This window comes from Variovorax sp. FW301-JW7, from assembly GCF_058788795.1.
In genome coordinates this window covers 41,554-62,962 of sequence record NZ_JBYTBC010000018.1, presented here as the reverse complement: position 1 = coordinate 62,962, position 21,409 = coordinate 41,554, and the positions used below count along the sequence as shown (strand labels likewise).

20 protein-coding genes are annotated in these 21,409 nt (G+C 68.4%); 11 read left to right on the top strand and 9 right to left on the bottom strand.

Translation table 11 applies throughout. The features are described 5' to 3' along the window. The 3 genes from AC3WQM_RS29975 to AC3WQM_RS29965 form a co-directional block, all read left to right on the top strand. The coding region (locus AC3WQM_RS29975) for a DUF2345 domain-containing protein (RefSeq protein ID WP_492683591.1) at positions 1-802 on the top strand (802 nt) is incomplete at its 5' end. A gap of 18 nt (positions 803-820) precedes the next feature. Continuing rightward, positions 821-3,058, top strand: a complete 2,238-nt coding sequence (locus AC3WQM_RS29970) for a hypothetical protein (protein ID WP_492683590.1) — start codon at positions 821-823, stop codon at positions 3,056-3,058. Beyond that, a complete protein-coding gene (locus tag AC3WQM_RS29965) occupies positions 3,055-3,522 on the top strand; it encodes a hypothetical protein (protein WP_492683589.1) in 468 nt (155 codons plus the stop codon). Before AC3WQM_RS29970 ends, AC3WQM_RS29965 begins: the two co-directional genes overlap by 4 nt. A gap of 415 nt (positions 3,523-3,937) precedes the next feature. Here the strand turns inward: AC3WQM_RS29965 and AC3WQM_RS29960 are convergent, their stop codons facing one another. Both AC3WQM_RS29960 and AC3WQM_RS29955 read right to left on the bottom strand, forming a co-directional pair. After that, positions 3,938-4,852, bottom strand: a complete 915-nt coding sequence (locus AC3WQM_RS29960) for a BUD32 family EKC/KEOPS complex subunit (RefSeq protein WP_492683588.1) — start codon at positions 4,850-4,852, stop codon at positions 3,938-3,940. Then, positions 4,849-6,549: an FMN-binding glutamate synthase family protein gene (locus AC3WQM_RS29955; RefSeq protein WP_492683596.1), complete on the bottom strand. Its 1,701-nt coding sequence runs from the start codon at positions 6,547-6,549 to the stop codon at positions 4,849-4,851. Before AC3WQM_RS29955 ends, AC3WQM_RS29960 begins: the two co-directional genes overlap by 4 nt. A gap of 69 nt (positions 6,550-6,618) precedes the next feature. Between AC3WQM_RS29955 and AC3WQM_RS29950 the strand changes: the two genes are divergently transcribed. Next, positions 6,619-7,413, top strand: coding sequence for a UPF0149 family protein (locus tag AC3WQM_RS29950; protein ID WP_492683587.1), 795 nt, complete (start codon positions 6,619-6,621; stop codon positions 7,411-7,413). Positions 7,414-7,507: 94 nt separating this feature from the next. Next, positions 7,508-8,695 (top strand): MFS transporter, encoded by a 1,188-nt coding sequence (locus tag AC3WQM_RS29945; protein WP_492683595.1) that lies wholly within the window; start codon positions 7,508-7,510, stop codon positions 8,693-8,695. Here AC3WQM_RS29945 and AC3WQM_RS29940 read toward each other — a convergent pair. Beyond that, positions 8,685-9,008, bottom strand: a complete 324-nt coding sequence (locus tag AC3WQM_RS29940) for a GNAT family N-acetyltransferase (RefSeq protein ID WP_070063748.1) — start codon at positions 9,006-9,008, stop codon at positions 8,685-8,687. The genes AC3WQM_RS29945 and AC3WQM_RS29940 overlap by 11 nt on opposite strands. Next, a complete protein-coding gene (locus AC3WQM_RS29935; protein WP_492683586.1) occupies positions 9,005-9,502 on the bottom strand; it encodes a nuclear transport factor 2 family protein in 498 nt (165 codons plus the stop codon). Before AC3WQM_RS29935 ends, AC3WQM_RS29940 begins: the two co-directional genes overlap by 4 nt. Before the next feature lie 195 nt (positions 9,503-9,697). Between AC3WQM_RS29935 and AC3WQM_RS29930 the strand changes: the two genes are divergently transcribed. Continuing rightward, on the top strand, positions 9,698-10,462 hold the full coding sequence (locus tag AC3WQM_RS29930; protein WP_492683585.1) for a helix-turn-helix transcriptional regulator: 765 nt from the start codon (positions 9,698-9,700) through the stop codon (positions 10,460-10,462). Positions 10,463-10,584: 122 nt separating this feature from the next. Further along, positions 10,585-11,778 (top strand): Acg family FMN-binding oxidoreductase, encoded by a 1,194-nt coding sequence (locus tag AC3WQM_RS29925; RefSeq protein WP_492683584.1) that lies wholly within the window; start codon positions 10,585-10,587, stop codon positions 11,776-11,778. Positions 11,779-11,805: 27 nt separating this feature from the next. Here AC3WQM_RS29925 and AC3WQM_RS29920 read toward each other — a convergent pair whose 3' ends face one another. After that, positions 11,806-12,333, bottom strand: a complete 528-nt coding sequence (locus AC3WQM_RS29920) for a CinA family protein (RefSeq protein ID WP_492683583.1) — start codon at positions 12,331-12,333, stop codon at positions 11,806-11,808. Further along, positions 12,327-12,884 carry a phosphatidylglycerophosphatase A family protein gene (locus tag AC3WQM_RS29915; protein WP_492683594.1) on the bottom strand — a complete coding sequence of 186 codons (558 nt, stop codon included), beginning with the start codon at positions 12,882-12,884 and terminating at the stop codon, positions 12,327-12,329. The genes AC3WQM_RS29920 and AC3WQM_RS29915 overlap by 7 nt, the downstream gene beginning before the upstream one ends. Positions 12,885-13,042: 158 nt before the next feature. Here AC3WQM_RS29915 and AC3WQM_RS29910 point away from each other — a divergent pair, with 158 nt between their 5' ends. Beyond that, complete coding sequence (locus AC3WQM_RS29910) at positions 13,043-14,503, top strand: MFS transporter (RefSeq protein WP_492683582.1); 1,461 nt, start codon at positions 13,043-13,045, stop codon at positions 14,501-14,503. On the opposite strand, the gene AC3WQM_RS29905 is transcribed toward AC3WQM_RS29910, so the two are convergent. Both AC3WQM_RS29905 and AC3WQM_RS29900 read right to left on the bottom strand, forming a co-directional pair. Beyond that, the gene (locus AC3WQM_RS29905; protein ID WP_492683581.1) at positions 14,500-16,212 is read right to left on the bottom strand and encodes an FAD-dependent oxidoreductase; all 1,713 of its coding nucleotides are present in this window, start codon (positions 16,210-16,212) and stop codon (positions 14,500-14,502) included. The genes AC3WQM_RS29910 and AC3WQM_RS29905 overlap by 4 nt on opposite strands. A 21-nt stretch (positions 16,213-16,233) precedes the next feature. Next, positions 16,234-17,250, bottom strand: coding sequence for a Bug family tripartite tricarboxylate transporter substrate binding protein (locus tag AC3WQM_RS29900; RefSeq protein ID WP_492683580.1), 1,017 nt, complete (start codon positions 17,248-17,250; stop codon positions 16,234-16,236). 99 nt (positions 17,251-17,349) lie between these two features. On the opposite strand from AC3WQM_RS29900, the gene AC3WQM_RS29895 reads away from it, so the two are divergent. After that, the gene (locus AC3WQM_RS29895; protein ID WP_492683579.1) at positions 17,350-18,252 is read left to right on the top strand and encodes a LysR family transcriptional regulator; all 903 of its coding nucleotides are present in this window, start codon (positions 17,350-17,352) and stop codon (positions 18,250-18,252) included. Between the two features lie 47 nt (positions 18,253-18,299). Here the strand turns inward: AC3WQM_RS29895 and thiL are convergent, their stop codons facing one another. After that, the gene (thiL, locus tag AC3WQM_RS29890) at positions 18,300-19,256 is read right to left on the bottom strand and encodes a thiamine-phosphate kinase (protein ID WP_492683578.1); all 957 of its coding nucleotides are present in this window, start codon (positions 19,254-19,256) and stop codon (positions 18,300-18,302) included. 136 nt (positions 19,257-19,392) lie between these two features. Here thiL and AC3WQM_RS29885 point away from each other — a divergent pair, with 136 nt between their 5' ends. Continuing rightward, complete coding sequence (locus AC3WQM_RS29885) at positions 19,393-20,532, top strand: helix-turn-helix transcriptional regulator (protein ID WP_492683577.1); 1,140 nt, start codon at positions 19,393-19,395, stop codon at positions 20,530-20,532. A gap of 87 nt (positions 20,533-20,619) precedes the next feature. After that, positions 20,620-21,405, top strand: a complete 786-nt coding sequence (locus tag AC3WQM_RS29880; protein ID WP_489062658.1) for an SGNH/GDSL hydrolase family protein — start codon at positions 20,620-20,622, stop codon at positions 21,403-21,405. The last annotated feature ends 4 nt before the right edge of the window (positions 21,406-21,409 follow it).

Here is a 21,409-nt window from a genome sequence, read left to right as displayed (position 1 = left end):
GGGTGAGGGGTTCGAGCTGCGCACGGACGCCCATGGCGTGCTCAGGGCGCAGGACGGGATGCTCATCACGACCGAAGCAAGGGGCAACGCTGCGAACCATGCCAAGGACATGGGAGAGACCACTCAGCGACTGAAGGCAGCGCAGGATCAACACGACGCGCTGGCCGAAGCAGCGCAGGTGCACAAGGCGCAAGAGCAAGACACCGTGCAGAAGGCCTTGAAGGCACAGAACGATGCCATCCAGGGCAAGGAGGGGCAGAACGAGGACGGCCGCTTCCCTGAGCTGAACGAACCACACCTCGTGCTCGCCAGCCCTGCGGGCATCGAGGCCAGCACGCCCGGCAGCATCCACCTGCACACCGGAGAGCACGCGGCCTTCACAAGCCAGGGGCACACCTCCATCAGCACAGCCAAGCGATGGCTGACCAGCGCAGCCGAGGGCATCCGCGCGTTCACGCACAAGAAGGGCATCAAGCTCATCGCGAGCGAAGACCCGATCGAGATCCAGGCGCATCGCGACGAGCTGATTCTGGTTGCGCACAAGGACGTGGTCATCAAGAGCGTGGAGGGCGAGCTGCACATCACCGCCAAGAAGAAGGTCGTGATCATCGGCGGGGGCAGCTACTCGGAATGGAGCGAGAGCGGCATCAAGCACGGCACGGCCGGCACTTGGCAGGAGCATGCGGCGCTGCATGCGCAGGTCGGGCCCATGAGCAGGCCCGTGAGTCTGCCGGAGTTTGCGCAAGGGCAGTTCAACGGCAAGACCGACAAGTCGATCCACAAGTTCTCCCCGTCGGCCTGAACGGCAAAGGACACACCCATGCTGATCAGTCCTCCCTTCCTGCCGGCTCCGCTGGCCGACGACGAGGCCTTCATTGCCTCGGCCATGCCCGATGGCGTCGATATCGCCCCCAACTCCGGCAATGCTCCGCTTGGCTCGTATCCGCTGACCACGGCACTCACGTGGCACAACGGCCTGCACATCCGTGCGCCGCGCGATGCGCAGAATCAACTCTTGCCGGTGCGTGCGATAGCCGACGGCACGGTCATCTTCAAACGTGAACCTCGCACGCCCAACGGCGCAGCAAATGATCCACAGAACTACAACCCCTACGGACAGGAACCCGCGTGGACCGACAACGGCATCGTCATCGTCCGCCACACGACCGAGGTCGGCGCAACAGACGTGACGCCTTCGACGCTGATCTACTACAGCGTCTACATGCACCTGTCCCGCATCGAGGCTTCCGTCGTGGAGAGGCAGCCCGTCTGGCGCAAGGATGCCCTCGGGATCGCCGGCCGCATCCTCGGACGCGAGAGCCATCTGCATTTCGAGATATGCATATCCCCGGCACAACTACAGAACCTTCTGGGCACGGCGCGGCCCACCACTTGGACTGATCCCGTCGTGGCACCTCGGTCCGATGGACGTAGCGACAGCGTCTTCGGCAGCGTCTACATTTATCTTCCAGCGGGCACGCCCACGAGCAGCAGCAGGCCGATCAGCCATCTTCGCGGGACCGCGGCCGTAGCGACGAGCGCTGCGGCGAATCCATCGCTCGGCGTTCTCTCCAATGCTCAGTGGGTGGAGATTCAATACCACGGCGGTCGTGGCAGCGTCCGCAGCTATCGGGCCGATGGTGTGCAACCCGCCGAGCCCATCGGCGCTGTGCATGACGAGCCAGAGTTCGAATACAACATGTACACCGAGGCCTGCGCTCGCCACAACAGCCTCGGTGCAGCCATTCAGGCGGTCAGCAGCCCCAGTGGATGGTACGAACTGCTGCGCTTCGGGCGCAATCTGGGGCCGGATCGACTACCGGCCAACGCGGCACATTGGAGAGAGATTCCCACTTCAAGCGGCACGGTCTGGGCAGATCTCAATGCTCCTGGAACGTTCAAGTTCAGTGATGCAGACTTTCCCGGCTTCATGGGCTGGCAGTGCTTTGACGACGATCCCACGCACGACAACCAGCGCTGCGACTCACTGCACATGAAGCGGTTGCTGAGCGATCTCGGGACACCGGAAAGCATTCGTGAGCGCACAGTGCTGGCAAGGCGCCTGGGAGTGCCCGAAGTGCGCAAGAAGCTCTGGCGCGCCATCTGCAAATTTCCGACGGAATGGGACCGGACCACCATCGCCCAGCGCTATGACTGGCTCAAGGCTGACGATGAGTTCAGGGTGGAGGACGGGCAGGCTTGGAACGAGTTCAAGGCCCATGCGGAGTCGATCAGTTTTGATGGCTTGCCACAAGAATACAAAGATGCGGTCTGGCACTTGCATCCGCGCATGTTCATTGCGCACATGCGCAAATGTGGGTGGCTAAGCCAAACGGAAATGGTTCAGTGTATTCCTAGGAATTCGCCAGCTGGGACTGTTTCGTTAAGTGTTGCCAAAGCCAGAGTCGCAACCTGGAGCACCTCGATCAATCGAATGACGCGAAAATTTGGGATGGACAGCATTGTTCGGTTGAACCATCTGTTGGCCCATGTTTGGGCAGAGACAGGTTATTTGCGTCTAATGAAGGAGGCAAATGCGGATCATGCGCGCTATGCACCTTATGTTGGCCGAGGATTGATTCAAATAACTTGGCGAGACAAGTATGAAAATTACAACGAATTCTCGAAAATCACGCCAAGTGGCGAGGGGGCTTTTGATTTGGAGCTGATTGCAGCGAATTCATACCATGCTGGGAATTCCTCGGGATTCTATTGGGTCTCGAAGTTTTATAAGGATCCGAGCAGAATTTCAAAAATTGGATTATCTCGTATTGCAGATGAGGGTGTAGCAACGGATTCGATAGGGAAGCTATGTCTCTGGATAAACGGAGGAGGAAATCATTATGATCATCGCCATATCCACTTTTTCTTTATCAAGCGAGTGTTGGATGACGTAATTTATCCGGCAACTCCTGTTCTTGAGAGAATGACATTTTCAAAGATCGAATTTGAAAGGGGGGTCGTCATTTCCAATGGAAGACGCGTTGAAAAAATCATTGGGAGCAGAATTTCAAATGCATCGATGTCGGTGGAAGTTAATTTCGTACATCAAAGATGAGAAAACTGGATGTGATTTTTGTAGGTGTGGCTATTTTTTATTGGAATTCCTTGAGCATGGCCGGAGTGTCGCAATGCTTTGAGGAAATGCCTGGAGAGGAGCGTATTCCATATGATGCCGTTGATGCAATAAAGATTACAAAATTGAAGGTTTCTTCAAAAAATAAATTTGCATATATTGCGACTGAATATCTTGGCGCTGTAAATTTACAAGCGACGATATATCTCAAAAGGTCTGAAAAATATTGTTTTTCCGGAAATTTGGGGGCGGTGACGGATTTTATGGTTGATAAGTCGATTGCTTCTGGCGGGTTGTACGGAATTGTTTCAATTTCTAATTCTGGGGGGAGTAAATTCAGACGTCAATTTGACTTCAATGAAAAGTCGAGCGAATATGAATTATTCTCTTGTCGGGTGAGTAGGGAGGGGGGAGTGTGGAGAAAATGCACCGCCTCTGAAGAGTAATTGACGAGCGGAAATTTCGCTTGAGCCTCGTCTGCTTTTTGTTCGGGTCAGCTCCGAGTACTCTTGCAACTAGCATCGCCCTCTAAGCTAGTCGCCGGTTTGTCGCATACCTTCGGCATGCTTAGCGAAGCGTCGTGAACATCTGAGCGGAGAGTCGTGCTGGCAACTCTTCAGTGGCGAAGCCTCTACTCGCAGACTGAAACACTCATTGAATCGGGCAGTCTTACGCGATGAAGAAAGCGCATCGGCGAGAAGGCGTGGAAACCGTGCGAGTGAGCACCGTCGAGGCCGCTCAGACGCGGTAGCGCTTCGAAAGATGTATGTGGAGGGAGCTGGGTTCTGAAGACAAGATCGGCATGCCCCCATTCAGCGAACCCGCTTGACGGGACCCAGTGCTTGATTCAAAGACAACGCGCTAGGTGTGGGTCGGAGAGTTCGCCAAGTACCACTGCCCCAGCAACCGCGCCACCGCCCGCACCCGCTGCGTATCCCGCCCCCACCGCCGGCTGGCCGGCAGCTTCTGCGCCCACTTCATGCGCCGCGCCGCGTTCGCGATGCGCTCGCGCACTTCCTCGTCCACCTCCGCCAGCGCCGCGTGCCAGTGCTGACCCGCGGCCTGCGGCGCGGCGGCCTCGAGCATCATGGCCGTGGAGTGCAGGTAGCTCAGCCAGTCGCGGGCCTGGCATTCGGCCAGGGTCATGACCTCGGAGGGGTCGTCCTCGAAATCGATGTAGCCGATCACGCCGTCGGGGCACTGCACGAGGTTGCGGTCGAAGGCCTGGCTCAGGTGCTGGCCGCACAGGTGCACGGCGGCGATGGCGGCCAGGCCCTCGCGCCACACGGCGAGCAGGGCGGCGGGGCCGGCGGCGGCGGCCTGGTCGATGCGCTCCTGCAGCACCACGGTGGCACGGCCGCTTTCGCCGAGGTCGGAAATCAGCAGCCCGTCGGCCTGCTGCGCCAGCACGATCGGCACGCGCAGGCCCGCGGCGGCCAGTTGCTTCAGGCGACGTGCCTCGGTGGCGATGGCGGCCTCGCCGCCCGGGTTGGGCACGGGCTTGATCACGTCGAGGCCGGCCAGCCGTGCGGCCAGCGCCATCACGCGGTAGCCCCACTTGCCGTGGCGCGGGCCGGCCTTCTTGAGCCAGACGCGCTCGCTGCCGAAGCGGTGGCTGGCCACGTTCTTGGCCTGCCTGGGCAGGGTGACGCGCAGGAACTCGGCGTAATCGCCGGGCGCCGAGCCCGGGGCGTCGTCGAGCGGCGCGGGCGCCGACGCGGCGCCCCGTTGGCTGTACAGGCGCGTCGCGGCGCCTCCTCGTCTCAGTGGATTCATGCGGCCATGGCGAAGCCCGGCGCCAGCAGCCCGTGCGGGCCCTGCGTCACGGGCTGGAAACTCTGTGCACTGGCCAGCGGCCAGTAGGTGCGGAAAACGGTGTGCTGGTTGTCCAGCGGCCCGAGCAGCGCGCCGGGCTGCACCTGCATCACCAGGTTGCTCAGCAGGCGCACCTCGGTGTCGGAGATGCGGCGCACGATGTGGTGCGCGGTGATCTGCTGGGGGTGATCGAGGCCCGCGGCCTGCACCAGCTCCTGCAGCGCATGCAGCGTGCTGCGGTGGAAGTTGCGCACGCGGTCGGCCTTGGTCGGCACCACCAGCGCCTGCTGGCGCACCGGGTCTTGGGTGGTCACGCCGGTGGGGCAGTGGCCGGTGTGGCAGCTCTGCGCCTGGATGCAGCCCAGCGCCATCATGAAACCGCGCGCTGCGTTGCACCAGTCGGCGCCCAGCGCCATCATGCGGGCCACGTCGAAGGCGGTGATCACCTTGGCGGCGCAGCCGATCTTGATGCGGTGGCGCAGGTTCACGCCGATCAGCGTGTTGTGCACCAGCAGCAGGCCCTCCTGCAGCGGCGCACCCACGTGGTCGCTGAACTCGACAGGCGCCGCGCCCGTGCCGCCCTCGGCGCCGTCGACCACGATGAAGTCGGGCGTGATGCCGGTGGCCTGCATCGCCTTGACGATGCCGAACCATTCCCACGGGTGGCCCAGGCAGAACTTGAAGCCGGTCGGCTTGCCGCCCGACAGCTCGCGCAGCTTCGCGACGAAATGCATCATCTCGGTCGGCGTGGAGAACGCGCTGTGCGACGAAGGCGAGACGCAGTCCACGCCCACCGGCACGCCGCGCGCCGCCGCGATCTCGGGCGTGACCTTCGCCGCCGGCAGCACGCCGCCGTGGCCGGGCTTGGCGCCCTGGCTGAGCTTGATCTCGATCATCTTCACCTGCGGGTCGCGCGCGTTGGCGGTGAAGCGCTCGGCATTGAAGGTGCCGTCGTCGTTGCGGCAGCCGAAGTAGCCCGAACCGATTTCCCAGATCAGGTCGCCGCCGTGCACGCGGTGGTGCTGCGAGATCGAGCCCTCGCCGGTGTCGTGCGCAAAGCCGCCCATCTGGGCGCCCTGGTTGAGCGCGAGGATGGCGTTGGCCGACAAGGCGCCGAAGCTCATCGCCGAGATGTTGAACACGCTGGCGCTGTAAGGCTGCGTACAGACCTGCGCCGGGTTCGCATCGGCCGGCTGCGGCGTGCCGCCGATCACGATGCGGAAATCGTGGTTCGCCAGCTTGGTGGGCTGCATCGAGTGGTTGATCCACTCGTAGCCCGCGGCCGACACGTTCAGCTGGGTGCCGAAGGGCCGGTTGTCGGGCTCTCCCTTGGCGCGCTGGTACACCAGCGAGCGCTGGGCGCGCGAGAACGGCGCGGCCTCGGCGTCGCTCTCGATGAAGTACTGGCGGATCTCGGGGCGGATGAATTCGAGCAGAAAGCGCAGGTGCCCGATGACCGGGTAGTTGCGCAGGATGGCGTGGCGCGCCTGGCGCAGGTCGTGCACGCCGGTGCCGGTGAGCACCGCGAAAGCGGCCACGCCGATCCACGCGAGCCACAGGTGCGGCGAGGCCAGAACCAGTGCCAGGCAGGCGACCAAACCAAGCACACACAGGGCGAACGCGCTGTAGCGTGCGGGAAACGGAATAATCGTGGGCATAGTCATCAGATGTCGGCTGGAGCCTGCTGCATCATAGAGGGCTGCCCCCAACCTGCCATGACTGCTGCCATGACGACCACACCCGACACCCCTGATACCCCTGACACCGCCCTGGCCGCCTCCTCGCAAGCCCTGGGCCCCGACGATTTCGACGCCCTCGACACCGCGCTCGACGCCATGCGCGAGCACGACGAGGAAATTCCCCAGTGGGAGTTCTGCGAAGGCTTCATGGCCGCGCTGATCTGCACGCGCCGCCCCATCGACCCCACCGAATACTGGCCCGTGCTGCTGGGAGACCACTTCGTGCCGGCCCAGCACATGGAGTTCGTCTGGAACTGGAAGCGCCGCTGGCGCGAGATCGAGGAAGGCCTCGACGCCCCGGTCGAATCGCTCGAGGACGAGCGCAGCTGGCAGCCCGAGGTGCTCGACACCCGCGGCGCCATCGCCTCGCTGCCCGAGGAAGAGCGCGCCGAGATGGCCGCTGAAGAGATTCCTTCCTTCGCCCAGGTCTGGGCACTGGGCTTCATGTACGCGGTCGAGAACTGGCCCGAAGACTGGGCCGCGCCCCGCGACAAGGAAGCCGCGCAGATGCTCGACGACGCGCTCGACAACCTCGTCGCGCTGACCGAGGACGACACCGCCAAGCCCACCCTGTCGATGTACGACGAGAACGGCCCGCCCAGCGTGAGCCAGCAGCGCCTGGACGACTTCGGCGCCGCGATCTGGGCGGTGTACGACCTGCGCCAGCTCTGGAAGAGCCTGGGCCCGAAGGTCGAGACGATCCGCAAGGAAGCCGAACCCGGCCGCAACGATCCGTGCCCTTGCGGCAGTGGAAAAAAGTACAAGAAGTGCCACGGGGCATGAGCACACGTTTGTCCGCGGTAGTCCCGGCATGAGTGCCCTCGCGCCGGCGCAGCGCCCTGCCGCGCAACCCCTGACGCCGCAGGCAGCCTGGGTCATGGTCCTCGCGCTCTGCGCAGGGGTTGCGCTCAGCCAGGCCTTCCGCACCGTCGGCGCCATCATGGCGAGCCCGCTGCAGTCGGACTTTCATCTTTCCGCCCAGGCCCTCGGCATCTTCTCGGGCGCCTTCCACTTCGCGTTCGGCGCGATGCAGCTCTTCATGGGCATCGGCATCGACCTGCACGGCGTGCGCCGCACCGTGCTGGTGGCCTTTCCGGTCGCGATCGCGGGCGCGTTGCTGTCGGCCGTGTCGCCGAACTACCTCGTGCTGGTGGCCGGGCAGGCGCTGATCGGCGTCGGCTGCGCGCCGGCCTTCCTGGTGTGCACAGTGTTCATCGCGCGGCACTTTCCGGCCGCGCGTTTCGCCACCGTGTCGGGCCTGGTGCTGGCCATCGGCGGCCTGGGCATGCTGGCCACCGGCACGCCGCTCGCGTGGCTGGTGCAGGCGTATTCGTGGCGCGCAGGCTTCCTGGTGCTCGCCTTGGCATCGGCACTGGCTTGGCTCGCGATCTGGCGCTGGGTGCACGAGCCCGCATCGGCGGTGCCGCAGAAGAAGGAGTCGATTCCCGAAGCCGTGCGCCAGTTCGGCGCGCTGTTCGCCATGCCGCACACGCTCGGCATCATGGTGCTGGGCGCGGTGACCTATGCGGCCTTCATCTCGCTGCGCGGGCTGTGGCTGGGCCCGCTGATGATGGAGCGCCACGGCTACTCGCTGGTGCAAAGCGGCAACGTCGCGCTCGTGGTGTCGGTGATCGCGCTGTTCGGCTCGCCGGTGTTCGGCCGCTTCGACCGCGACGGCGCCGCGCGCCGCCGCTGGATCGTGGCCTGCGGCCTTCTCTACGCCGGCCTGTTCGCGCTCATCGCCGTGGTGCATTCCGCCTGGCTGGACATCGCGGGCATGGTGCTCATCGGCGTGCTCTCGGGCTTCATCGTCTGGCAGTACGCCGACGTGCGCGTGGCCTACCCGGCCGCGCTCACGGGCCGCGCGATGGCGGTCTTCACCATGGCGATGTTCCTGGGCGTCGCGTTCATGCAGTGGGGCACGGGCGTGGCGGCCTCGGTGGCCGCGGCGCACGGCGGCGATCCGCTGACCGCCGTGCTGGCCGTCATTGCGGCGCTGCTGGTGATCGGCATCGCGGCCTTCGCGTGGCTGCCCGCGCCGAAGGCGGCTTCCGTCAGATCTTGAAGGCGCGTTGAATGTCCGGCCGGACCAGGTCGGCGTACTCGCGGTGCTTGCGGATGTAGCCCGCGATGAACTGGCACACCGGAATCACATGCCGCCCGGCGGCGCGCGCCTCGTCGAGCACGTGCCTCGCAATGCCCGAGCCCACGCCCTTGCCCTCATGCTCGGGCAGCACCTCGGTGTGCGTGAACATGATCGCGTCGGTCAGCAGGTTGTACTCGGCATAGGCCGCGAGCTTGCCGTCGAGCGCGGCTTCGTAGCGGTGCTGCGCTTCGTTGTTCGTGAAGGTGAGGGCGGTCGAGGAAGAAGTGGTCATGAGGGTTGGCGTGCAAGAAAAGTGGCGAGGTTGGCGGCGGCGGTGGCGCGCACCTTGTTGCGCAGCATCGGCGTCCAGCCCAGCAGCAGGCCCGGCGTGCCCAGCGCCTGCCGCGACCAGGTCCAGAACGGGAAGCTGTCGCGGTGCGTGGCGATCAGGCCCTCGGGCGTGAAGGTGAAGCGCGCGTCGATGCTGTTGTCGACCAGGCGGCCGGTGGCGCTGAAGCGGTAGTGGGCGTCCCAGTGCGCGCTGCCCGTGCGGGCGTCGGCCTGCACGTCGCGCCAGCTCAGGCGCCACACGTCGGCACCCTTGGCCTTCGTAGCGTCGCAGAGCATGCGCCACATGCCGCCGATCTCGCGCCGGCCGCGCAGCGAAAAGGCCTCGTCGTCGAACACCGCGTCGGGCGCGTAGCAGGCGGCCATGGTGGCGGCGTCGAGTTGGGAGAACGCGCTGTAGAAGCGCTCGATGGTCGGGGCGTGGGTGGCTGCGGTCATGGGGCCTCGGGATGGGTGGTCCCGGATCATCGCCGGGATGCGGCGGGCAAGGAAGCGCATGGGTGATTCCGGGTGCCCGGCATTAACATGCGCCCCGATGCCGGTCCTTGCAGGGCCGGCGCCCTGGCGGTGGGTGCAGAAAAAATAGTCCAACAGTCGCCCCGCCCCGCGCACACAACCCAAGGGGACGCATCCATGGCCGAGGTGATCAACGACTGGCAGTTCGTCGAGGCCGTCATGGCCGCCCGCACGCTCGAGGAGGTCGCGCAGGTCAACCGCCGCGCGATGCGGGCGATGGGCTTCAACCACGGGGCCTACGTGCTCAAGCGCCCGGTGCCCGCGCCCCGTGCCGACACCCCCGCACAGGACGCACTGCTGTTCTTCCACGAGCTGCCCCCCGATTGGGCCCGCACCCGCTACGAGTCGCTGCGCAGCAGCGCCGGCGAACAGGCCGACGCCCGCGTGCAGCATGTGCGCGCCGGCATGCCGGCCACCGCGTGGAGCTGGCTCGGGCAGGTGAGCCACACGCGCGCCGACATCGGGCAGCGCGCCCGCGGTCTGCTGCGCAGCGCCGGCGAGCATGGGCTGAAGGCGGGGCTGACCGTGCCGCTGTGGACGCCCGGCATCGACTGGGCCTTCATGACCCTGACCACCGACGCGACCGCCGACCTGCGCGAACTGCGTGCGACCTTGGCGCCGATGAGCTACTTCGCCTCCTGCCTGCATTCGACCGTGCGCCGGCTGCAGGGCGACGCGAAGGTGCCGGTGCTGAGCGCGCGCCAGCGCGAGGTGCTGCACTGGGTGGCCGTCGGCAAGTCGACCTGGGAAATCTCCGAGATCCTGCACATCAGCGAGCGCACCGTGTACTTCCACCTCGTGGGCGCCGCCCGCAAGCTCGACACGCAGGGCCGCACCGCCACCTGCGCGCGGGCCCTGGCGCTGGGCCTGCTCACGCCCTGAGCCGGCCCGACCCACCCCTGTCGGAAACGACAGGGGGCCGCGTGGCGTCGCGCGGGGCGGTGCTGCAATCGGCCACGGGCAGGCCGTGTGTCACGCGCCCGATGCTTCAACCGATCGAGCCCATGAGAGAACGCAGAAATTTCGTGCGCCTGCTGGGCGGCGGCCTCGCGGTGGCGGCGGGCGCCACGGCCCTGGCCACCTGGTGGCTCCACGCCGACGTGCCGGCCGCCGCCTTCGAGATCTGGAACGGCCCGGGCGACGAGCCCGACGTGCGCAAGCGCGCCGTCGCCTATGCCGTCACCGCGCCCACGGCCTACAACGGCCAGCCGTGGCGGGTCGACCTGCGCGAGCCCGACGCCATCGTGCTGCACACCGACCGCGCCCGCGTGCAGCCCGCCACCGACCCCTTCGGCCGCCAGCTGATGATCGGCCACGGCGCGTTCATCGAGCTGCTGGTGATGGCGCTGGCCCAGCAGGGCGTGCAGGCGCGCGTGCGGCTGTGGCCGCACGGCGAGCTGGTGGGCGATGCGCCGCAACAGTGGCCCGACCTGCCGGTGGCGCGCCTCACGCTGTCGCGCGGCGGCACGCCCGATCCGCTGTTCGCACAGGTGCTGCGGCGGCGCACGCCCAAGCAGCGCTTCGACACCGGCCGCGCGGTGTCGGCCGACATGGTGCAGGGGCTCACCGCGGCCGTGGCTTCGGGGGCGGGCGGGGTCGTGCAATCGGCCGGCACGGTCGACATGGCCCGCGTGCTGCCGCTGCGCAAGCTGTGCGCGGCGGCGGCGCGCGTGGAGCTGGTCACGCCCCACACCGCGCGCGAGAACCTGCGCCTGCTGCGCATCGGGCCGCAGGAAATCCTGGCGCACCGCGACGGCTTCTCGCTCAACGACCCGGCGCTGCGCATGGCGGTCGCGCTGGGGCGCTTCGACCGCGAGGTGCCGGCCGCCGAAGACAGCCTGTCGTTCCGCCAGACGCTGCAGATGTTCGAGGACCAGGCCCACACGGCGATGGGCTTCGTCTGGATCAGCACCAGTGGCAACAGCCGCAGCGAGCAGATCGCCGCGGGCCGCGCCTACGTGCGCCAGCAGCTGCGCGCCACCGACCTGGGCCTGGGCATGCAGCCGATGAGCCAGCCGCTCGAGGAGTTTGCGGAGATGGCGCCGCACTACGCGGCGGCGCACGACATGCTGATCGGCGCCGCGCCGTCGCGCCATGCGCGCAGCCCGACCGTGCAGATGATGTGCCGCCTGGGCTTTCCGACAGCGCCGGTGCCGCCCGCGCCGCGCCGGCCGGTCGGCGATTTCATGCAGGCCTGAAGCGCCCGCGCGGCGGGTGATGCGCGATCAGTGCGCCAGCAGCTGGACCAGCGTCTGCAGCGCGTAGTGCACCGTGGCCGCGCGCACCGTGGCACGGTCGCCGTCGAAGCGGCGGCGCTCGGTGCGCACCTGCCCGTCGACCGACCAGCCGAACCACACGGTGCCCACCGGCTTGTCGGGCGAGCCGCCTGCGGGGCCGGCCACGCCGGTCACAGCGACGGATGCACGCGCCGGTGCGCCACGGGCAATGGCGCCTTCGGCCATCGCGCGCGCCACGGGCTCGCTCACGGCGCCATGAGCGTCGATGAGCGCGGCGTCCACGCCCAGCATCTCGGTCTTGGCGGCGTTCGAGTAAGTGACGAAGCCGCGCTCGAACCACGCGCTGGAACCCGCCAGGTCGGTGCAGGCGCCGGCGATCAGGCCGCCGGTGCAGCTTTCGGCGGTGGCCATCAGCCAGCCCTTGGCCTGCAGCCGTTCGGCCAGCGTCGCGACGAGCGCGGGGACGTCCTGTTCGGCCAAGGCCGGGGGAGCGGAAGGTTGCATCGGGTTCACCATGCGCGCCACAGCGCAATGACCAGCAACGTGCAGAAGGCCGCCACCAGATCGTCCAGAAGAATGCCGAAGCCGGCGCGCCACCACTGCACGCGCGCGGGGTCATGCGGCTTGAAGGCGGCATCGGCCCAGCCCACCGGGCCGGGCTTGGCGGCGTCGAAATATCGGAACAGCGCAAAGGCCACGACCTGCGCCCACAGGCCGGCCGGCGTCACCAGCCAGAGCACGAGCCAGAAGGCGACGATTTCGTCCCACACGACGGCGCCGGGGTCGGACACGTTCATGTTCCGTGCGGCCACCGTGCAGGCCCACCAGCCGATCGGCAGGCCGGCCAGAATGATCCAGCCGATGGTCGCGGGCGTGAACCACAGCTGCATCACCACGAAGGCGGCCCAGGCCCACAGCGTGCCTACGGTGCCGGGCGCGAAGGGCGACAGCCCCGAGCCGAAGCCCAGCGCGATGAAGTGCGCGGGGTGCGAGAGCAGGAAACGCAGGGTGGGGCGACGCATCGGGGGACGGGGCAGGGCGCCGGTGGTGGCGGAAGAGGAATCCATCGAAGAAGAGGAAGAAGAAGCGGCTTGCATCGGTCGTGAAGTGTCGCGCATCCCGTCTGGCGACTGCGCGCCGAAGTTTCTATTTATCAAAGCAATAGCTTGTTTAATTGAGGGGCGCCGCCTAGTATCCAGGCTCCTTTGGCGTTCTCCTCTGTCCCATGTCCTCCTCCACTTCTTCTCTCGACGCTGCCGCCGTTGGCGCGCCGCCGCCCACCGCCGCCTGGCGCGAGCTGTTCAGCGGACGCAACGGCTGGCGCGCGCTGGCGCTGACCGGCGGCGTCGCGCTGCACGCGGTCAACGTCCACATCGTGACCACCGTGCTGCCCTCGGTGGTGCGCGAGATCGGCGGGCTCGACTGGTACGCCTGGAGCACGACCCTGTTCGTGGTCGGCTCGATCCTCGGTGCCACGCTCTCGGTGCGGCTCTTGGCCGCGCGCGGGCCGCGCGGCGCCTGCCTCACGGCGCTGGCCGTGTTCACGGCCGGCTCGGTCGGCTGCGCGCTGGCGCCGGCCATGCCGTGGCTGCTCACGGGGCGCACGGTGCAGGGCCTGGGCGGCGGTTTGCTGGCGGCGCTGAGCTACGGGCTGATCCAGCGCGTGTTCGAACCCCGGCTGTGGCCGCGCGCGGTGGCGCTGGTGTCGGGCATGTGGGGCGTGGCCACGCTGTGCGGGCCGGCCGTGGGCGGGCTGTTCGCGCAGGCCGGCCACTGGCGCTGGGCCTTCTGGGCGCTGCTGCCGGTGGCGGCGGCGCAGGCCCTGCTGGTGACGGTGCAGCTGCGGCCCGCGGCCGGCATCCGGCATGACCGCCCGGCGCAGATGCCGCGCGTGCCGGCGCCGCAGATCGCGCTGCTGGCGCTGTCGGTCTTGGTGATCGCGGCCAGCGGCTTCTGGCCCGGCCTCGCGGGGCAGGCCGTGGGCGTGGCGCTGGGCCTGGCCATCGGCTTCGCCGCCACCCGCATCGACCGCCGCGCCGGCGCCGTGCGCCTGCTGCCGACCGGCGCCTATGCGCTTGGCACGCCGCTGGGTGCGATCTACGCGAGCGTGGCGCTGCTGCTGATCGGCACCACCACCGAGATCTTCGTGCCCTACTTTTTGCAGCTGCTGCACGGCCACACGCCGCTCATGGCGGGCTACCTCACGGCGGCGATGGCGGGCGGCTGGAGCATCGGCTCGCTGACCTCGTCGGGCCGCAATGGCGCGGGCGCCGACCGCATGCTGCGCGCCGGGCCGGTGGTCTGCACGGCAGGGCTGCTGGCGCTTGCGTGGCTGCTGCCGTCGCCGGGCGCGCTCGGGGCCAGCGTCGAGACCGCGTTCGTGGCCCTCGCGCTGGCGGCCGTTGGCTTCGGCGTGGGCATCGGCTGGCCGCACTTGCTGACGCGCGTGATGGCGCTGGCGCCTCGTGGTGAAGAAGGATTGGCGTCCGCGTCGATCACCACCGTGCAGCTCTACGGCATGGCCGTCGGCGCGGCCGTGGCCGGGCTGGTGGCGAATGCGGCGGGGCTCACGGTGCCCGGCGGCGTGGACGGCGCGCGATCGGCCGCGATCTGGTTGTTCACGGTCTTCGCGCTGGCCCCCGCAGTCGCGGCCTGGCTGGCGTGGCGAGCGGTGGCGCGGCGTTAGGCCAGTACGCCTTCCCAGGCCAAGGCGCGGCGACGTCCACGCTCGCGCAGCGATTCACCGCGCAGCGTCGCCACGAGGCCGTACACGTCGGCCGGCAGGTGCGCGCCGCGCCACGCGATGTGCTGGTCGGTGCGGCACATCACGAGCCGGTGCGCATAGGCCTTGGGCAGGCTCGCGGTCTCGATGTCGAGCACCGTGAGCGGCATGCGGTACGCGGCGGCGGCGCGCTCCAGCGGGCGCACGTCCACGCTGCGGTCGAAGCGCAGCAGCGTGTAGCCCGGGCCGAAGGCGTCGTACAGCGAGCGCCCGTCGGCCAGCCAGAAATGCGGTGCGCGGCAGCCGGGCACGGTGGAGGGCGTGAACTCGCCCATCGAGTACGGCGGCGCGCGGTGCTCGCCGTCGGGCACGATGATCGGCGAGCCGGTGTAGAAGTAGCCGAAGTTGAGCCCGCCGCAGCAGAACTGCTGCACGTTGAGCGCATAGGCCTCGCGGCCGATTTCGGCGCGCTGCGCGTCGCCCGCCGGGCCGGGCGCTTCGATGTCCGGCGGCACGGCGCGGCGCGCGCGGATCATCTTCTGCGCATGGTCCATCGCGAACTGCGACACCTGCTCGGTGATCGGCAGCCGCTCGGCCTCGTAGGCGTCGAGGATGGCCTCGTCGCCCCAGCCCTGCACGCAGGCGCCCAGCAGCCACGAGAGGTTGAGCGCGTCGGCGATGCCGGCGTTCATGCCGTAGCCCGCGTAGGGCACCCACAGGTGCGCGGCGTCGCCCGCGAGGAACACGCGGCCCTCGCGAAAGCGCGTGGCCACGAGGCGCCGGCCGATCCAGTCTTCCTTGCTGATGATGTCGTAGTGGAAGTCGGGCCCCACGCCCAGGATCTCGCGGATCGAGGTGTCGCGGTCGACCGAATCGAACTCGGGCTCTTCCGCGTTCAGGTGGTTGTGCACCAGCCAGGTCTCGTGGCCGTCGATGGCGAACATCGTGCCGCAGCGGCGCGGGTTCATCGCGTAGTACGACCACGCGGGCTTGCCCGGAATCAGCGCGCGCAGCTGCGGCGCGCGGATGAAGGTCGACTGCACGCGCTGGATGACGGCCGTGCCTTCGAGCTTCGCGCCGATCTGCTTGCGCACCGGCGAGCTGCCGCCGTCGCAGCCGACCATGTAGCGGCAGCGGATGCTGCGCGTGGCGCCGCTGTCCATGTCGGTGGCGATGGCGCTCACGCCCTCGGCATCCTGGGTGAAGCGCTCGAAGCGCGTGCGGTTGAGCAGCGTCACGCCCGGCAGCGCGGCCGTGTGCTTCAGCAGAATCGGCTCGAGGTAGATCTGGTTGATGCGGTGCGGCGGCTCCGGCGTGGGCCACCATGCGTCGGGGCCCTCCGTCTCGGTGTAGCGGTCGCGCCGGCACGGAATGGGAATGCGCGTGAGCTCGGTGCCCGTCACCGTGGTGCGGAACACCACGTCGTTCGGGTGGTCGGCCGGCAGCCCCGCATCGCGCAGCTGCTGCGCCACGCCCAGGCGGCGGAACTGCTCCATGGTGCGCGAGGCCACGTGGTTGCACTTCACGTTCGGCGGCTCGGCGAAGCGGCGCGTCTCGCACAGGATCACCGAGACGCCGCGCGAGGCCAGGTCCATCGCCAGCGTGAGGCCCACGGGGCCGGCGCCGACGATCAGCACGTCGGCTTGCATCGAGGTGTCGGCGGTCTTCGTCATATCTCTCTGTGGGCTTGTCGTTCAGTCGAGCTTGATGTGGGCGTCCTGGATCACCTGGGCCCACTTCTTCGTCTCGGCGCGGATGTAGCTGTCGAAGGATTCGACCGAGCCCGGCGCCGGCTCCACGCCGAGCGCGCGCATGGCGGTCTTCACCTGCTCGTCGCCGAGCGCGGCGTTGAGCTCGGCATTGAGCCGCGCCACCACCGGCGCCGGCGTGCCGGCCGGTGCGACCACGCCGAACCAGCCGGTCGAGTCGTAGCCCGGCAGGCCGGCCTCGGCGACCGTCGGCACCTCGGGCAGCATCGGCAGGCGCTGCGGGCTGGTCACGGCAAAGGCGATCAGCTTGCCGGCGCGGATCTGCTGCAGCGACGAGGGCAGGTCGACCACTGCCAGCGGAATCTGCCCGCCCAGCACGTCGAGCGCCGCCGGGCCCGAGCCGCGGTAGGGCACCTCGACCAGCCGCGTGCCCGCCATCTGGTTGAACAGCGCCGCCGACAGGTGCATGGCCGTGCCGTTGCCGCCATGGCCGATCGACAGCGTGGCCGGCTTCGCCTTGGCCAGCGCGATGAGTTCGCGCTGCGTCTTCGCGGCCACCGAGGGATGGCCGACCAGCACGAAGGGAATGGCCGCCAGCATGCCCACGGGCTTGAGGTCTTTCTGCGGATCGAAGGGCATCTGCGGGTACAGGCTCACGTTGGCCGCCAGCGCGCCCGCCGCGCCCACGCCCAGCGTGTAGCCGTCGCCCGGCGCCTTGGCCACCAGCGTCAGCCCGACGTTGCCGCCCGCGCCGGGGCGGTTGTCGACCACCACCTGCTGGCCCAGCTTCTCGTTCAGGCGCGGCACCAGCATGCGCACCACGCCGTCGGCGCTGCCGCCGGGCGGGAAGGTCACGACCATGCGGATCGGCTTGGTGGGGAAGTCGCCCGCGGGGGCTTGGGCCAGGGCATTGCCCGCCAGCAGCGCACCGGCCGCGGCCCACAGCAGTCGCCTGCGTCGCTCACGAAATGCGCGCATGCCGCGGGCGATGGGTGCTGTCATTCGGGCCTCTCCTTGAATTCGGTGCTTTGATCGGAGATTGAACGATGGCAGGATTCATTCGTAAATCAAGAAATTCCGAATGATTTTTCAAATTTTCTGATGAATACGAACTTCAGTCCTACGATGCGCCAGCTGCGTGCGTTCCTCGCGGTCTACCAGCTGCGCAAGCTCGGCGCCGCGGCCACGCGGCTGTTCGTCACGCAGTCGGCCGTGAGCATGCTGATCCGCCAGCTCGAAGAGGGCCTGGGCACGCGCCTGTTCGACCGCACCACGCGCGCGCTCAAGCCCACGGCCGCAGCCGAACAGATGATTTCCACCGTCGAGCGCGTGCTGCGCGACGTCGATTCGCTGTCGGCCGATTTCCGCGAACTCGCCACGCTGGAGCGCGGTCGCGTGACGCTGGCCATCACGCCCACGCTGGCCGGGTTTTTATTGCCCGATGCGCTGCGCGCCTTCGGCGAGCAGCACCCGAAAGTTCGCGTGCTGGTGAACGACTGCGCGCCCGACCAGTTTCTGTCGCGCATCCTCGGCGAGCACGTCGACTTCGGCATCGGCACGCCCGAGCGGCCCGGCCCCGAGGTCGAGGTGCAGCGCCTCCTGCGCGACCACCTCGCCGTGGTGTGCCGCACCGACCACCCGCTGGCCAAGGCACGCGTGGTGCGCTGGTCGGACCTGGGCCGCCACCCCGTCATCACCGTGCGCCCCGGCTACGGCGTGCGCCCGCTGATCGACGGCACGGCGGCGGAGGCCGGCGTGACGCTCGACGTGGTGAACGAGGTGTCCTTCCTGTCCACCGCGCTGTGGATGACGGCAGCCGGCATGGGCGCGTCGATCATGCCGTCGGCCTTTGCGCGCGCCGAGAAGAACCCGGTGCTGGTGGTGAAGGTGCTCAGCGCGCCGCGCGTGGCGCGCGACATCTCCATCGTCACCAAGCGCGGCCATTCGCTGTCGGCGGCGGCGCGGGCGTTCATCGAGGCGTTGAAGCAGAGCCTGCAGCAGTAGTAGCCGCGGCCCCGTCGTTTTTGCGCGCGATGCTGCGCGGTTCTTGATCAGACGAAGTGGTCGAACGAGCCGAAGCGCTGTGACACCGGCGCGCCGGCCGCGTCCACGATGCGCAGCCCCGCGTCGGCCTCGATGCGGCCGATGCGCGTCACGCGCGTGGCGCTCGCCTGTCCGGCCTGCGCCACCGCATCGCGCGCCGAGGCCGGCGCGGTGAACACCAGTTCGTAGTCGTCGCCGCCCGAGAGCGCGCAGGTGCGCAGCGCCTCGGTGGGCAGGCCGGCCGTGTCGACCGCGATCAGCGCGGTGGCCGCATCGGCATCGAGCGTGGCGCCCACGCGGCTGGCCGCGAGGATGTGGCCCAGGTCGCCGATCAGGCCGTCGCTCACGTCCACCGCCGAGGTGGCGATGCCGCGCAGCGCCTGGCCCAGCGCCACGCGCGGCGTGGGTTGTTCCATGCGTGCGCGGGCCTGTGCGAAGGCCTCGGCGGGCAGGCTCAGCGTGCCACGGAACACCTCGAGCGCCAGCCGCGCATCGCCCAGCGAGCCGCTCACCCACAGGTCGTCGCCCGCGCGCGCGCCCGAGCGCAGCAGCGCGGCGCCGGCCGGCACTTCGCCGAACACGGTGATGCAGATGTTGAGCGGGCCGCGCGTGGTGTCGCCGCCCACCAGCTCGCAGCCGTGGGCGTCGGCCAGCGCGAACAGGCCGCGCGAAAAACCTTCGAGCCAGGGCTCGTCCACGCCGGGCAGTGCCAGCGCGAGCATGAAGGCCAGCGGCTTCGCGCCGCAGGCGGCCAGGTCGCTGAGGTTCACGGCCAGCGCCTTGTGGCCGAGCCGGGCCGGCTCCACGGTCGAGAGAAAGTGCCGCCCCTCCACCAGCATGTCGGAGGACACCGCGAGCTGCATGCCCGCGGCCGGCGCGAGCAAGGCGCAGTCGTCGCCCACGCCCAGCGGCGAGCGCGTGGCGGGACGTTTGAAATAGCGTGTGATCAGGTCGAATTCACCCATGGGTGCGAGAGCATAACGACCTGGCGCGGGGCCGCTCGCCGCGGCGCCCGCGGGAAATGGGGGCTGACACTGGAAGCATTTTGTAATACCGTCATGCAAGCGGATACACCGAAAGTCCAAACAGGAGGAGGCCGCCATGACAGCCATCGTGCAGGGAGGTGTGTCCGCCGAGGCCGACACCGACCGGATCGTTGCCCTGCTGTACGACGGGATCACCTGTCCCGGCGACTGGTACGACGCGCTTGATGCCATGCGCGAGGTGCTCGGCGCCGCCTGCTTCCACACGCTCACGGTGCGCCGCACCGACTGCTCGGTGGTGGGCGCGGGGCTCGCCAACCTGGAGAGCCCGCCCGACAAGGTGCGCGAGTACGAGCAGCACCTGGCGCGCGACGACATCCGCATGCAGATGCCGGTGAACGCCCCGCTGGGCACGCCGGTGGCCGACCACGCCTACTTCGGCGCGCGCACGTTGTCGCGCAGCCCGATCTATGTCGACTGGCTGGCACCGCTTGGCCTGCGCCACACGCTCGCCATGGGGCTGCGCGCCGACGACGACACGCGCGAAGTGCTCGGCTTCATCCGCCCCCGGGCCGAGGCGCCCTACGGCCCCGAGAGTGAGGCTTTCTGCCGGCGCCTGTCGCCGCACCTGGTGCGCGCCAGCGAACTGCGCGCCCGCATGATGCAGCTGGGCGAGCATGCGGCCACCGGGCTGTCGGCGCTCGATGCGCTGCCGCAGGGCATCGCCGTGGTCGACGAGGCCTGCCGCATCGACCACCTGAACACGCGCGCGACGGCGTGCGCGGGTCGCGGCGGCCTGTTCGACAGCGCGCAGGGGCGATTGCGGCTCGCGTCGTCCGCGCTGCAGTCGGCCTTCGAGCAGCGGGTGCGCGAGGCCTGCGCCCCGGCCGGCGGCGCGCGTGCCGGCGTGCTGCACCTGCCCGCGGCCGGCGGCATGGTCCGCGTCACGGTGCTGCCGCTCAAACCCTCGCACCCGCTGGCCGTGCTGCGCCAGCGCCACCGCGCGCTCGTGGTCTTCGCCCATCCGGCCGAGGCGGCGCCCGTGGAGCCGCGGCAGCTGGAAAGCCTGCTCGGCCTGAGCCCGACCGAGGCGCGGCTCGCGCTGCTCCTGGCGAGCGGCAAGACCGTGAAGGACTTCGCCGCCGCGCAGCCCTGCTCCGAACACACGGCGCGCAGCCACCTGCGCAACGTGATGCGCAAGACCGACTGCCACCGGCAAGCCGAGCTGGTGCTGTTGGTGCAGTCGCTGCGGGACTGAGAAAGGTTCTACCGCGAACGGGGGATGGCGCCGCGCGGCGCTTGCGAGAACCATGGCGCCCGATACAACGACAACGAGGAGTTCGCCATGGCTGTCTACTGGGACGAGACCAAGATGCAGATGGGCCCGCACGGCACCGCGACCATCCTCGCCTTCGGCGATTCGTGGTTCTGGTACCCGCTGCCGGGCGGCTGCCTGCTGAACTACCTGGGCGATGTGGTCGGCGCACGCGGCCATGTGATCCTTGCCAAGGGCATGAACGGCGCCGAAACGCACGACTACGTCGACGGCAAGTACCGCAACGCCGTGCGCGAGTCGTTGCGCCTGTACGGCCCGACGCTGTCGGCGGTGTTCATCAGCGGCGGCGGCAACGACTTCGCGGGCTTCAACGACCTGCGCCCGCTGCTCAAGTCCGATTGCACGGGCGAGACCCAGGCCGCGCAGTGCTTTCGCAACGGCAAGGGCGGCTTCGACCAGTTTCTTGTCGACATGGACGAGCAGTACCGCGCGCTCATCGGCCTCATCTACACCCGCACCAGCGTGGACTGCCACATCGTCATGCACAGCTACGACTACGCGCCGCCCACGGGCAAGGCGCTGTTCGGGCGCGAAGGCTGGCTGCGCCCGGCGCTGGTCGACGCGGGCGTGGCGCCGGAGCTGTTCAAGCCCTGCGTCGACCACCTGATCGACGGCTTCCACGGCATGCTGCAGAACATCGCCGCGGGCGACCCGCAGCACCTGCACGTGGTGGACAGCCGGGGCACGCTGGGCCCGACCGACTGGGCCAACGAGCTGCACCCCAACGGCCGCGGCTTCGAGAAGATCGCCGTGCAGCGCTGGAAGCCGCTGCTGCAGCCGTTGAACCTGGCCTGAGCGA